Annotated in this window: 14 protein-coding genes; 9 read left to right on the top strand and 5 right to left on the bottom strand. The window is 59.2% G+C overall.

Annotated features, from left to right (window positions below; translation table 11 throughout):
* Window position 1 precedes the first annotated feature (1 nt).
* Window positions 2-1,171: an FAD-dependent monooxygenase gene (locus GH784_RS19880; protein WP_065702489.1), complete on the bottom strand. Its 1,170-nt coding sequence runs from the start codon at window positions 1,169-1,171 to the stop codon at window positions 2-4.
* Window positions 1,172-1,200: 29 nt separating this feature from the next.
* Window positions 1,201-1,446: a zinc-finger domain-containing protein gene (locus GH784_RS19875; RefSeq protein WP_003495891.1), complete on the bottom strand. Its 246-nt coding sequence runs from the start codon at window positions 1,444-1,446 to the stop codon at window positions 1,201-1,203.
* 170 nt (window positions 1,447-1,616) lie between these two features.
* Here GH784_RS19875 and GH784_RS19870 point away from each other — a divergent pair, with 170 nt between their 5' ends.
* The 3 genes from GH784_RS19870 (at window position 1,617) to GH784_RS19860 (ending at window position 3,716) form a co-directional block, all read left to right on the top strand.
* The gene (locus GH784_RS19870) at window positions 1,617-2,393 is read left to right on the top strand and encodes an alpha/beta fold hydrolase (RefSeq protein WP_025593509.1); all 777 of its coding nucleotides are present in this window, start codon (window positions 1,617-1,619) and stop codon (window positions 2,391-2,393) included.
* Window positions 2,394-2,536: 143 nt separating this feature from the next.
* Window positions 2,537-3,361: a serine O-acetyltransferase gene (gene cysE / locus GH784_RS19865; protein WP_003515358.1), complete on the top strand. Its 825-nt coding sequence runs from the start codon at window positions 2,537-2,539 to the stop codon at window positions 3,359-3,361.
* A 151-nt stretch (window positions 3,362-3,512) separates the two neighbouring features.
* Window positions 3,513-3,716, top strand: coding sequence for a DUF3126 family protein (locus GH784_RS19860; RefSeq protein WP_003515356.1), 204 nt, complete (start codon window positions 3,513-3,515; stop codon window positions 3,714-3,716).
* Between the two features lie 54 nt (window positions 3,717-3,770).
* On the opposite strand, the gene GH784_RS19855 is transcribed toward GH784_RS19860, so the two are convergent.
* Window positions 3,771-5,165: a cytochrome P450 gene (locus GH784_RS19855; protein ID WP_065702490.1), complete on the bottom strand. Its 1,395-nt coding sequence runs from the start codon at window positions 5,163-5,165 to the stop codon at window positions 3,771-3,773.
* Between the two features lie 111 nt (window positions 5,166-5,276).
* Here GH784_RS19855 and GH784_RS19850 point away from each other — a divergent pair, with 111 nt between their 5' ends.
* Window positions 5,277-5,942: a TetR/AcrR family transcriptional regulator gene (locus GH784_RS19850; protein ID WP_065702491.1), complete on the top strand. Its 666-nt coding sequence runs from the start codon at window positions 5,277-5,279 to the stop codon at window positions 5,940-5,942.
* Between the two features lie 96 nt (window positions 5,943-6,038).
* Here GH784_RS19850 and fdhA read toward each other — a convergent pair whose 3' ends face one another.
* Together fdhA and GH784_RS19840 are read right to left on the bottom strand one after the other, a co-directional pair.
* Window positions 6,039-7,229, bottom strand: a complete 1,191-nt coding sequence (fdhA, locus tag GH784_RS19845; RefSeq protein ID WP_025593503.1) for a formaldehyde dehydrogenase, glutathione-independent — start codon at window positions 7,227-7,229, stop codon at window positions 6,039-6,041.
* Between the two features lie 304 nt (window positions 7,230-7,533).
* Window positions 7,534-8,406, bottom strand: a complete 873-nt coding sequence (locus GH784_RS19840) for an ATP-binding protein (protein ID WP_065702492.1) — start codon at window positions 8,404-8,406, stop codon at window positions 7,534-7,536.
* Window positions 8,407-8,613: 207 nt separating this feature from the next.
* Between GH784_RS19840 and yajC the strand changes: the two genes are divergently transcribed.
* The 5 genes from yajC (at window position 8,614) to GH784_RS19815 (ending at window position 13,461) form a co-directional block, all read left to right on the top strand.
* Window positions 8,614-8,961: a preprotein translocase subunit YajC gene (gene yajC, locus GH784_RS19835; protein ID WP_003515350.1), complete on the top strand. Its 348-nt coding sequence runs from the start codon at window positions 8,614-8,616 to the stop codon at window positions 8,959-8,961.
* A gap of 79 nt (window positions 8,962-9,040) precedes the next feature.
* A complete protein-coding gene (secDF, locus tag GH784_RS19830; protein ID WP_065702493.1) occupies window positions 9,041-11,605 on the top strand; it encodes a protein translocase subunit SecDF in 2,565 nt (854 codons plus the stop codon).
* Complete coding sequence (locus GH784_RS19825) at window positions 11,605-11,997, top strand: Mth938-like domain-containing protein (RefSeq protein WP_003515346.1); 393 nt, start codon at window positions 11,605-11,607, stop codon at window positions 11,995-11,997. Before secDF ends, GH784_RS19825 begins: the two co-directional genes overlap by 1 nt.
* A gap of 23 nt (window positions 11,998-12,020) precedes the next feature.
* Window positions 12,021-12,866 carry a phytoene/squalene synthase family protein gene (locus GH784_RS19820; protein WP_019566236.1) on the top strand — a complete coding sequence of 282 codons (846 nt, stop codon included), beginning with the start codon at window positions 12,021-12,023 and terminating at the stop codon, window positions 12,864-12,866.
* 160 nt (window positions 12,867-13,026) lie between these two features.
* A complete protein-coding gene (locus GH784_RS19815) occupies window positions 13,027-13,461 on the top strand; it encodes a hypothetical protein (RefSeq protein WP_065702494.1) in 435 nt (144 codons plus the stop codon).
* Window positions 13,462-13,495: the final 34 nt, after the last annotated feature.

Here is a 13,495-nt window from a genome sequence, read left to right as displayed (position 1 = left end):
CTCAGCCTTTGGCGCGGTAGCCGTATAGCCAGTCGAAGTCCTTCAGGAAGGCTTCCCTCGGACGTGTCGAGAAGACGAAGTCCCGGGCAAGCCGAACCGGGCCTGTGGCGTGATAGGCGAAACGATTGAGAGAGGCCCGCTTGCGGGCCTTTTCTATGCGCGGCAGACGCAGGGCTTCGAAGGCGGCAAGGGCCTGTGGTACGGGCAGGGATGTTCCGGTCAATGTGCCCGCCAGTTCAAATGCATCCTCGATGGCCATCGCCGCCCCCTGTGCGGCAAAGGGCATCATCGCGTGGGCAGCGTCGCCGATCAGCACCGTATCGCGACCATTGTGCCAGCGTCCGGGACCGGCCTGATAAAGTGGCCAGAAGGTCGGATTTTCCGACGATGCCAGCAGCCGAACGATATCCGGGCTCCAGCCGCGAAACTGCGCGAGCAGCATGGCTTTCTGTTGGCCGCTCGATTCCGCCCGCCATGTTGCGCCGGGATCGGCGCCGAGCGCGATGGCGACGATGTTGAAGCCGCCGACTTCCTTCAGCGGGTAGGCGACGATATGGCCACCCGAACCGAGATAGGCGGTGACGGCGCTTTTGTTGATGGCTGACGGCACATCTTTTGCCGCGACCGTGAAGCGCCAGGCAATATTGCCGGAGAAGGTGGCTGTGGGGGCGGAGGGGACAGCGAAACGGGCCGCGGACCAGACACCGTCTGCGCCGACGATCAGGTCGTGATCGCGGAACGTGGTTGCAGCGATGACGTCTGTCGTCGCGTTTTCGATACGTTTGCCAAGATGCAGGCGGCAGAGCGGATTGCGCGTTACCGCATTGAGAAGCGCGTTTTGCAACGTCGAGCGATGCAGCACGCCGTAAGGTGCGCCCCAGCGTGTGCGGGCCGTCGCATCCACGGGCAAGGACAGCAACGTGGCAAGCGATTTGCCATCGGCCAGATCGACACTGACCGGCTCGGTCCAACGCGCCTCTATCTCAGCCATCACGCCGAGTGCGGCAAGGATGCGGGCGGCATTGGGCGATACTTGCAGGCCCGCACCGACTTCCGTCAGTTCGCCGGCCTGTTCAACGATGTCAGAGCTGATGCCCTGGCGGGCAAAAGAAAGCGCTGCGGTGAGACCGGCGATGCCGGCACCGACGATGGCTACGGATTTGATGGGCATGTCGCGCCCCGATCAGGAAAGGTGGAAGGTCAGGCGGCCTTCACATGGAAGACGCAGCCTGGAGGATTGGTCTGCTCTGCCTTCAGCGACGGATTGTAGCGGTAAAGGGTGGAGCAATAGGAACAGACCTTCTCGTTGTCGTCGCCCATGTCGATGAAGATGTGGGGATGATCGAAAGGCACCGAAGCGCCGGTGCACATGAATTCCTTGACGCCGATCTCGATCACGCTGTGTCCGCCATCGTTCTGGAAGTGGGGAATGGAATGCCCGGCCATGTTCGTCTCCAAATGCAATATCGTGGTTAAGCCGCAGGTCGTCATCGAGCATGGGCTTATTGCTGCGGATATGTAGCCTCAAACGCATTGCATCTCCATAAAAATCGTCAGGAAAACATGTTCAAAATTGCGATTTCCTGCCATATGGTCCGGCAAAAAGGATGTCCTTGATGAATCTCAACATGCCGCAATTTTCCGATTTTTCCCATGACGGCCTTCGCCTTGCCTATTTCGATGAAGGTGATCCGGCGGGCGATCCGGTTCTGTTGATTCACGGCTTTGCCTCCAGCGCCAACGTCAACTGGGTGCATCCAGGCTGGCTGAAAACGCTTGGTGACGCCGGTTACCGGGTGATTGCTATCGACAATCGCGGCCATGGCGCAAGCGACAAGCCGCATGATCCGCAAGCCTATTATCCGCCCGTCATGGCCGGCGATGCGGTGGCGCTGCTTAATCATCTCGGCATCGCGGAGGCTCATGTGATGGGCTATTCCATGGGCGCACGCATTTCGGCCTTTCTGGCGATGGCACATCCGGAGCGTGTCCGCTCACTGGTTTTCGGCGGACTTGGCATCGGCATGGTGGAAGGTGTGGGCGACTGGGATCCGATCGCTGAAGCGCTGCTGGCCCCCTCGCTCGATGTCGTCACGCATGAGCGCGGCCGCATGTTCCGCGCCTTTGCCGACCAGACGAAAAGCGACCGGCTGGCACTCGCCGCCTGTATCGAGACGTCGCGTGTCCTCGTCAGCCGCGAACAGGCCGCAAAGATAGATGCGCCGACGCTGATCGCGGTCGGAACCAATGACGATATCGCCGGATCGGGTGCCGAACTTGCGGCGATCATGCCGCATGCGCGCGCTATCGACATTCCCGGCCGTGACCACATGCTGGCCGTTGGCGACCGGGTGTTCAAGGCGGCGGTTCTGGAATTTTACCGCAGCCTTTGATGGGTGGCGGCAAGAAACGGTTTTTCATGCTGCATGAAGAAAAACTGAAGCCTTGCCGCCTTTAAAGTCGTCATTCGAATCCCATTTCTTATGCACGTCTTTTTCTGTATAAAGAACGACTACTGCAAACGAGGAGACCATTCATGGTCGCACGTACCGAGGCCCGTCAGCCGGAACAGCTGGCGATCGTCGATCCGATCTGGGGCAGCTTGCTGCATGAAGCGCGAAGCGCCGTGGCGCAGGACCCGCTGCTTTCGGCTTTCCTTTATTCGACAATCCTCAATCACCGGTCTCTGGAAGAATGCGTGATTTATCGCATCTGTGAACTCCTCGATCATCCCGATATGCAGGCCGTTCTTCTGCGCCAGACCTTTCAGGACATGCTGGATGACTGGCCCGAATGGGGCAGCGTGCTGCGCGTCGATATTCAGGCGGTTTACGATCGCGATCCGGCCTGCACGCGCTTCATGGAGCCGCTCCTTTATTTCAAGGGGTTTCAGGCCATCCAGACGCATCGCCTTGCCCATTGGCTGCTGCAAAAGGGCCGCAGGGATCTGGCGCTTTATCTGCAAAGCCGCTCGTCCAGCATTTTCCAGACGGATATCAATCCGGCAGCACGCATCGGCAAGGGTATCTTCCTCGATCATGCCACCGGGCTTGTGGTCGGCGAGACGGCCGTTATCGGCGACAACGTTTCCATCCTGCATGGCGTGACGCTTGGCGGCACCGGCAAGGAGGGGGCGGACCGTCATCCGAAGATCGCCAATGGCGTGATGATCGGAGCGGGCGCGAAAATCCTCGGTAATATCGAGATCGGCAGCTGCTCGCGCATCGCCGCCGGTTCTGTGGTGCTGAAGCCGGTCCCGCCGAAGACCACCGTTGCCGGTGTGCCGGCGCGGGTGGTGGGAGAGGCAGGGTGTTCCGAACCCTCGCGCCTGATGGATCAGGTCATCGGAGCCGATATCTGACGGGTCCGATATTTTCTCAATTGTCCGTGTGGAAGGCTCCGCGTGAAAGACATGGCCTGTGAAAGACATTGGCGATGTGCCGCTTTCACTTTACTTTCGCCTTTGTCCCATGCCAAAAGCGGCGCAACCCGAACCGCACAGGAGAATAGTGGTGAAAGCCGACGAAATCAAAAAACTCGACGCCTATTTCAAGCGCACCTTCAATGAAAAGATGGTTGTGAAGGCGCGTCCCCGTAAGGACGATTCCGCCGAAGTGTATCTTGGCGAAGAGTTCCTTGGCGTTGTCTACATCGATGACGAGGACGGCGACCGCTCGTACAACTTCTCCATGGCAATCCTCGACGTCGATCTTTGATCGTCACTGCCCGGTGACGGGTGTTTTCCCGGATTAATGGTCGCCCGCGGTGGTTCACGCCGCGGGCGATTTGTTTTTGCGGTCGGTGATACGCATCATCAAGCGGCTTTGCGGCCGCAACGTCACCCTCATCAGTGGCTCTGCCGGACTTGCCGATCTGTTTTCGAGATGGACGTTCTGCAACAGCACCGCCAGGATCGACACGGCCTCCATCATCGCAAATGCGTTGCCGATGCAGACACGCGGACCTGCACCGAAGGGCATATAGGCGTAACGGTGGCGCGCCTTGGTCTTTTCCGGCTCGAAGCGGGAGGGGTCGAAACGTTCCGGTTCGTCCCACAGCGCCGTGTGCCGGTGGACAGCGTAGATCGGCACATAAAGAACGGTTCCGGCAGGAATATCATGGTCGCCGAGCTTGAAATCCTGCAACGCCGTGCGGGTGACCACCGGGGCAGGTGGGTAAAGCCGCATCGCCTCGGAAAATACCTGTCTGGTATAGGTCAGTTGGGCGATGTGCTCTGCGGCGACGGGATTTGCACCCGTGACGGCTGCGATTTCCTCAACGACTTTCCGCTCCACGTCGCTGTGTTGCGACAGCAGATTGAACGTCCATGCCAGACCGAGCGCAGTCGTTTCGTGACCGGCGGTGATGAAGGTGAGCAGATTGTCGATGATTTCCTTGTCGCTCATCATGCGTCCCGTCTCGGGGTCCTTGGCCTGAAGTAGCATGGACACCAGATCGTTTCTCTCGACAGGGTTCTGCCGCCGGTCCGCAATCACCGTCGACAGGCTGGAGCGCAGATAACCGACAGCGGCCCGGGCCTTGCGCCGACCGGGGTGAGGGAGCCATTCCGGTGCGCCCAGCATGGCGAGCGCGAAGGTCCAGCCTGTCGGTTTCAGATAGTCGGTGATGCTTTGCTCCACGCGCCCGATATCGATCCCGTGGCCGCCGGACATCATGGTCTCAACGATGATGTCGAAGGTTGTCCGCATCATTTCATGGCCGATATCGATGTCACCGAAAGGAGATGCGCGCCAGCGCCTGCCGGTTCGCTCCGCCGCCTCGATCATGACGGGCAGCAGTTCCAGCAGCTTTTCGTGCCGGAAGGCGGCGGCAACGGATTGCCGTTGCCATTTCCAGTGATCGCCATCGGCGGTCAGAAGGCCCTGTCCGAGAGCGGGGCCAAGCGCGCGGCGCACGTCCTCACCCTTGCCGAGCAGATGGGCGTTCTTGACGAGGGCCTCATGAATAAGGACAGGATCGGCAAGATGGACGCGCATCGTACCGCCGACACGGATAAACACCGCCGGTTCGTTGAAAATCTCCGGTGGCAATGCGTTCAGCGGATTGCGGATGAGTGAGAGGGCCAAACGTGCTGTGGCGAATTTCGATACGGGTGCCGCAGCGGATGTATCCGGGGGCGGGGTGCGAAGGTCGGTTCCGGGCATGGACAGGTCCTTTATTCGCGTTGAACACTCAAATTTATTTGTTAAGGTGTGTACCTTATTTTATTCATTTAAGGTGTGCACCTTAGGTTTCAATAGCGGGGTCCGATATCAATGAATAAAAGCGAGGCCGGACGATCGACGGGGCGTCCTTCCCCCACACGACAGAGAATAATCGCTGCCACACTCCAACTATTTAACGAGAGGGGGCCTGATCACGTAACCACAGCCGAGATCGCGAGGGCAGTAAATATCAACGAGGGTAATCTTTATTATCATTTCCGCACCAAGGAGGCATTGGTGCTGGCGCTGTTTGCCCTGTTCGAGACCGACGCGCTGGCGGTTGTCGCAAAGATTGACGAAGAGGACGAAGTTGCCGCATCGACATATGCTGGCGTTCTGCGGCTCTGGTTTTCGCTGGTGTGGAACTACCGCTTTCTGTTTCGTGATTTTGTCGGCCTTCTTTCCTCCGCGCCTGCGCTGGTGGAGCCGGTTCGCGGCATAAGCGCGGCAATGCGACTTGCCGTTGATGATATCGTCAGCCGGATGGAGAGGGCAGGGCTTGCAGAGATTCCAGAAACCGAGCGGGCGGCGCTGCTTACAAATCTCTGGATCGTCTCGACCTATTGGGCGGCTTATCTCAACCTTCAGGAAGGGGTCACCGAATTCGGGCCGCAGCAACTGGACTGGGGACTTCGGCAGGTGTCCAGCCTGTTTCGACCCTATCTCTCACCATTGGCCACCTCCGAGCTGGAGGCGATGCTTGAAGTTGATCCATGATTTCACCTGATGGTGATAATGTGGATGCGGGCAAAAACGCCCGCGACAATATCTGTCGCGGGCGTTTCCCATCTCGGGGGTCTTAAGCCGCCGATATCAGGCCGACTTCAGCAGATCGCCGTGCGGATCGAGCACGAACTTGGTTGCGGCGCCCTGGTCGAAGCTTTCATATCCCTGTACGGCGTCGTCGAGTGCGATGATCTTGGCATTGACGATGTCGGCAATGGGCAGGCGGTCGTGCAGGATCGACTGCATGAGCTGGCGATTGTATTTCAGCACCGGCGTCTGGCCGGTATGGAAAGATTGTGCCTTGGCCCAACCGAGACCGAAGCGAAGCGACAGGCTGCCCTGTTTTGCTGCGGCATCGACCGCACCTGGGTCTTCGGTGACGTAAAGGCCGGGAATGCCGATCGAGCCGGCGGCACGGGTGATTTCCATCATCTGGTTAAGAACGATGGCCGGCTGTTCGCCGCCCGAATGGCCACGCGCTTCGAAACCGACGGCATCGATGGCGCTATCGACCTCGTTGGTGCCGACGATCTCGGCAATCATGTCGCCCAGCCGGTCACCCTTGGAAAGATCGACGGGCTCGAAGCCGACCTTGGCGGCGTGCGCGAGGCGATCCTTGTTGAAATCACCGATCATGACGACGGCGGCACCGAGAATACGGGCAGACGCGGCAGCCGCCAGACCGACCGGACCGGCGCCCGCGACATAGACCGTGGAGCCGACACCGACGCCGGCCTTGACCGCGCCATGAAAGCCGGTCGGCAGGATGTCCGAGAGCATGGTAAGGTCGCGGATCTTGGACATCGCCCTGTCGCGGTCGGGAAATTTCAGAAGGTTGAAGTCGGCATAGGGAATGGTGACGTATCTGGCCTGTCCGCCGATCCAGCCGCCCATGTCAACATAACCGTAGGCGCCGCCGGCACGGGCGGGGTTCACCGTCAGGCACACACCGGTATCCTGCGACTTGCAGCAGCGGCAGCGACCGCAGGCGACGTTGAACGGCACCGAGACGATATCGCCGATATCAAGCATCTCGACGTCGACGCCTTTTTCAATGACTTCGCCGGTGATCTCATGGCCAAGGACCAGGCCGGGCATCGCCGAGGTGCGGCCGCGCACCATATGCTGGTCCGAACCGCAGATATTCGTGGAAATAACCTTGAGAATGACACCGTGCTCGATACGGCGGCCATCCGGCGCCTCCAGCTTCGGATCATCGATGTCGCGGACCTCGACCTGGCCGGGGCGCAAATAGACGACGCCTCTGTTTTTGCTCATATCCATCTCCTCCTTGGGTTGAACACCAATACCGGCCCGCTCCTCCGCGGACAGGATATCGTCAAAACTCATGCGCGGACCCGTATGCGGCTCGCGTGGAATCTCAATCGGCGAAGGGATGGAAAGAAGAACAATCGGCGCGTCTGGACAAACTTCGCCTGCCTCTTGATCACCGCCCGCCGCAGATACCCGGCATTACGCCGAATATGTGCAGCAAACCATTTGGCGGGCGATGTGGCGGTCGGGAATACGACAACGCCTATATCCGCAACGACACCGGCTCTCGCCAGATGTCACGGTGGCGTTATCTGTCGATTGATTTTCTCAGGCGCCCGGCGGCATCCTGAATATATTGCCAGGCGACGCGACCGGAGCGGCCGCCGCGCGTGGTCGCCCATTCCAGCGCCTCGTGATGCAGGGTTTCGCGATCAAGGCCGAGATCGAAATGTTCGGCATAGCTGTCAATCATCGTCAGATAGTCTTCCTGGCCGCATTTGTGGAAGCCGAGCCACAGGCCGAAGCGGTCCGACAACGAGACCTTTTCCTCAACAGCTTCCGAAGGGTTGATGGCGGTCGATTGCTCGTTCTCCATCATGTGGCGCGGCAGAAGATGACGGCGATTGGACGTGGCATAGAACAGCACATTGTCCGGACGCCCCTCTATGCCGCCATCGAGGGCTGCCTTCAGCGACTTGTAGGCCGTGTCGTCGTGATCGAAGGAGAGGTCGTCGCAGAAGACGATGACGCGTTCGCCGGAAGCTTTCAATATATCCAGCAAGGCGGGCAGGGTGTGGATATCTTCGCGATGCACCTCGACCAGCTTAAAGGGAACGCCGCTTGCGGCGCGCACATCTTCGTGAACGGCCTTGACCAGCGAGGATTTGCCCATGCCGCGTGCGCCCCAGAGCAGCACGTTGTTGGCGGGAAAACCATCGGCAAAACGCAGCGTGTTCTCGTGCAGGATATCGCGCACATGATCGACGCCGCGAATGAGTTTCAGCGCAATGCGGTTCGGACGCGAGACCGGCTGCAGAAAGGAATTGACCGGCGTCCAGACAAAGCAATCCGCCGCATTCCAGTCGTTCACGGCAGGTGCCGGGCCTGCCAACCGTTCCATGGCGACGTTAAGCCGGCGCAGTTCGGCAAGAAGCAGGGTGGCCGTCTCTTCTCGAATCATGGTGTTTCTTCCGCTTATCCGATGTTCATAACGATGTTTTCAACCCGGCCTAGCATGGCGTTTCAGGCCCATAAAGGTTAAGAGGTCCGGAATCGGTACGGCGTGGCTTCTGCATCTGTTGCATTCCCGGCGTTCCCCACTATATTCCGGCGGCTTGAAAGCTGGGGCGGCATACGAGGTCGTGCTGTAATCGTTGAGGAGTTTTATATGTTCATTAGTCAAGCTTTTGCCCAGGACACGGCGGGCGGCGCGTCTGCATTCGGTTCCGGCCTTGAGATGCTTTTCCTGTTTGCACCGCTTATGGTGGTCTGGTACTTTTTCCTCATTCGCCCGCAGCGCGCGCAGATGAAGAAGCGTCAGGAAACGTTGACCAATATTCGCCGTGGCGATCAGGTCGTTCTTGGTGGCGGCATCGTTGGCAAGGTGACCAAGGTCATCGACGACAATGAACTCGAAGTCGAAATCGCCGAAGGCGTGAAAATCCGTGCCGCTCGTGCTTACATTGCCGAAGTGCGCGTGAAGGGCGAAGTGGTCAAGACGGAAGCCGCTTCCTGATCCTGCCGGATAATTGAACGTCCGCTTCCGAATTTGACGGGTTGCGCATCGCGCAACCCCAACCCTGACCGAGATCGAAATGCTTCATTTTTCCCGTTGGAAAACAGTCTTTATCTGGTTGCTTGTGCTGGCAAGCGTCTTCATCGCATCTCCCAACCTGTTTTCGGACAAGCAGCTGGAGGGCATGCCTGCCTGGTACAAGGACAACAAGGTAACGCTCGGTCTCGACCTTCAGGGCGGCTCGCACATCATGCTCAAGATCGAGCGTTCCGACATCGTCAAGGAACGGCTTGAAACGATCGTGGGTGACGTGCGCACGCAGCTTCGCGACGCCAACATCCGCTATTCGGGGCTTACCGGCAACGGCCAGCAGATCCAGGTTCGCATCAGCGATCCCGCTCAATATGAAGCGGCGAAAACCGCGCTTCGCGACCTGACGCAGCCGGTGTCCGCCGGAACGCTGGTCGGCGGTTCCATCACAGAAGTGACGATGAACGACGGCGGCGACAATCTGCTGCGGCTCAACCTGACCGATGAAGGCGTGGATTATCGCCTGTCCTCGGCCGTATCGCAGTCCATCGAAGTCGTGCGCCGCCGCGTTGACGAAGTCGGCACCACCGAACCTCTCATCCAGCGTCAAGGTTCCGACCGCATCATCGTACAGGTGCCGGGCCTCCAGGATCCGCAGCGCCTGAAATCGCTTCTCAACCAGACGGCAAAGCTGTCCTTCCGCATGGTCGATACCACCATGCCGGTGCAGGAAGCGATGAATGGCCGTCCGCCCGCGACCTCAGAGGTTCTTTATTCGCAGGACGATCCGCCGGTTCCCTATCTGGTGGAACGCCGCGCGCTCGTTTCCGGCGACAACCTCGTCGATGCGCAGGCAAGCTTCAACCAGCAGACCAACGAACCCGTCGTCACCTTCCGTTTCGACAGCCGCGGTGCGCAGCGCTTTGCGCAGGCGACGCAGCAGAATGTCGGCAAGCCTTTCGCCATCGTGCTCGACAATCAGGTCATTTCCGCACCTGTCATCCGTGAGCCGATCATCGGCGGTTCGGGACAGATTTCCGGCAGTTTCTCGGTTCAGGGCGCCAACGACCTTGCAGTCCTGTTGCGTGCGGGCGCACTTCCGGCCACGCTGACCGTGGTTGAGGAACGCACCGTCGGTCCGAGCCTTGGTAACGACTCCATTACCGCCGGCCTCACGGCAAGCGCCATCGGCGCCGTCGGCGTCCTCATCTTCATGTTCGTCTTTTATGGCTTCTTCGGCCTGCTTGCGAACATCGCCCTCATCGTCAACGTGGTCATGCTGATCGCCGTCCTCAGTGTGATCGGATCTACGCTCACCTTGCCCGGTATTGCGGGTATCGTCTTGACGATCGGTATGGCGGTGGACTCCAACGTTCTGATCTACGAGCGAATACGCGAAGAGGTGAAGAGCGGAAAACCGCTGATCCAGTCACTGGATAATGGTTTCACGCGCGCCTTTGCGACCATTATCGACGCCAACCTGACGACGCTGATCGTTGCAAGCGTGCTGTTCTACATGGGCACGGGTCCGGTCAAGGGCTTTGCCGTCACGCTTGCGGTCGGTATCATCACCACCGTCTTCACGGCCTATACGCTGACGGCCTGGATGTTTGGCTACTGGGTTCGCCGCAGCCGTCCGAAACATCTGCCGAAGGGTGTACGCACCGCCATGTTCGACGGTCGCGACATTCCGTTCATGCGTTATCGCCGTGTGGTTTTCATGATCACCGGTGTGATCATGCTCGCCTGCGTCGGCGGCTTCATCGCCAAGGGCCTGAACCTCGGCATCGATTTCCAGGGCGGCTCGGTTATCGAAGTGCGCGCCAAGCAGGGTGAGGCCGATCTTGCAGATATTCGCGAGCGTCTGAACCAGCTGAACCTCGGTGAAATCCAGGCACAGAATTTCGGCACGCCGCAGGACGTTCTCATACGCATTCAGGCGCAGGACGGCGGCGAAAATGCCGAGCAGTCGGCAATCACCCTGGTGCGCGGCGAGTTGCAGGACAAGTATGATTTCCGTCGCGTGGAAGTCGTTGGTCCGGCCGTGTCCGGTGACCTGACCGTGACCTCCACGATCGGCGTTGTGCTCGCCATGGCGGCGATCATGATCTACATCTGGGTTCGCTTCGAGTGGCAGTTTGCACTGGGTGCGGTCATTTCGATGGTGCACGACGTGGTCTTCACCATCGGCCTGTTCGTCTTCCTGGGTATAGAGTTCAACCTGACCAGTATCGCGGCGATCCTGACGATCATCGGTTATTCGCTGAACGATACGGTGGTCATCTACGACCGTGTCCGTGAAAACCTCCGGCGATACAAGAAGATGCCACTTTCGATGATCATCGACGTATCGCTGAACCAGACCCTTTCGCGCACGATCCTTACCGGTCTGACCGTGCTTCTGGCACTGCTGGCCCTGTATCTGTTCGGTGGCGAGGTCATTCGTTCCTTCACCTTCGCAATGTTGTTCGGCGTCGGTATCGGCGTTTTCTCCTCGGTCTATATCGCGGCTCCGGTGCTGATCGCCTTCAAGCTGCGTCCCGACAGCAAGGATGCGGAAGACGAGAAGGATGAGAAGTCCGGCAATGCCATCGGCGGCAAGCCTGCCGTCTGATGGCCGGCGGGATTGAAATACGCCCGGCCCATTTTCCCGGCCGGGCGCCCATCGATGCCTATGGCAATGGCGGTTTCCGTTTCGCAGACATGTCGCACCGCGGCTCTCTCCTGTTGTTGCCTTCCGGCATTCACGGCTGGAGCCCGGTTGATGTGAAAGAATTGACGCTTGAGCATTTCGACAAGGTTCTGGCTGATGCGCAGGATATCGAAGTTCTTTTGATCGGCACGGGTGATGGCATGCGGGTCTTGCCGAAGGAATTGCGCGAAGCCTTCAGGCAAGCGGGCATTTCGGTCGATCCGATGAGCACGGGTGCTGCCGTTCGCACCTATAATATCATGCTTTCGGAATCGCGCGCCGTGGCTGCGGCGCTGATTGCCGTCGAAGGCTGACAGGACGTTTCGCGCGGGGAAACATGGCACCCACAGAGAATCTAGACGTCTGCCTCGCGACGCTGCGCGACACCGATCGCGACCGCTATCTCGCGTGCCTTCTGTCTCCGGCCGACAAGCGCGCAGCGCTTGCCGCGCTTTACGCCTTCAATGCCGAAATTGCCCGAATCCGCGATTCCGTGCGCGAGGCGCTGCCTGGCGAAGTTCGTATGCAATGGTGGCGCGATCTCCTTGATGGCAATGCGCATGGGGACAGCCAGTCTCACCCCGTTGCTGCCGCTCTTTCGTTGGCGATCGAGCAACATCGCCTGCCGCGACCGGTTCTTGCCAATATGATCGAGGCGCGCATCTTCGATCTTTATGACGATCTGTTCGTGGATCGTAACGCGCTCGAAGGCTATGCGGGGGAGACCGCCTCGGCACTGATCCAGCTGGCGAGCCTTGTGCTTTCGCCGGAAGACACTCCAGCAAGTGCGGAAGCTGCGGGACATGCGGGGGTTGCGCAGGCCATGGCCGGCATTCTAATGCTGATGCCGCTGCACCGTCGTCGTGGGCAGGTCTACATTCCCGCGGATATGCTTGCAGCTGCCGGGCTTGATCGCGAGACGTTTCTAGAAGGCGACGACAAACAACGCATCGGCATCGCCATCGAGATTTTTGCAACGCACGCGCTTGATCACATCGAGAAGGCGAGACGCGCCAAGATGTCCCGGAATGTCTTTGCGGCCTATCTTCCCGTTGCCTTGTCCGGCCCGGTCATCGCCGCTGCCAGAAAGGCGGGAGCGGGCGTGTTTGAAGGCGAAGTGCAACTGTCGCAGCTTCGCCGGCAATGGCTGCTGGCAAAGGCGTCTTTCCTCAAGCGTTTCTGATCGCTCGAACTGCACATCGCGCAGACAGATCGGAGCAATTTTCGCGTCGAGGCCGAAGAGCCACACTTCACGCAAGCCTCGGTGTTTAAGAGCTTGAGCCGGGTTCGCATCGTTTCGATTCGCGAATCGCGATGTTTCGGTGCTGAGGGAGCCTTCCCGCATGAATATGGCGGTCTGGATAATCGTTTTCGTGCTGCTTGCGGTCTTCGCTGTTTATGCCTGGCGCATGACACGGGCAACGGATGAGGACAATAACCACGATGTGGGGCAGGCGATCATGGATTTTGCCCGCGCGTTTCCCACCGAGGCGATCAGAAGCCTGCATATGACGGTGGATGGCGGCGCAGCCTTCGTGCGGTTGCACGACAACAAGGCCGGCTTCATGCGCAATATGGGATCCCATTATGTGTGCCTGATGATCGATCCCGAGCGGATAAGGGTCGAAAGTCTGGAAAGCGGTGACGGTTTCGTCGTTACGTTTTTCGATACGCCGAAATATAGCGGCTCATACCGCTTCAAATCCGCCGGAGAGGCCGCCGAGGTTTCGCTGTGGCTGCTCGGTAGCCTTGTGGAGGCGCAGGACCATCACGACTAAGGACCGCAGCCCTCGGGCGCCTGAAAGCGTTCTG

It is taken from the genome of Agrobacterium tumefaciens (assembly GCF_009649785.1).
GTDB classification, from domain to species: domain Bacteria; phylum Pseudomonadota; class Alphaproteobacteria; order Rhizobiales; family Rhizobiaceae; genus Agrobacterium; species Agrobacterium tumefaciens.
Note: the sequence above shows the minus strand (reverse complement) of the source record. Positions and strands in the feature narration are given on the sequence as shown.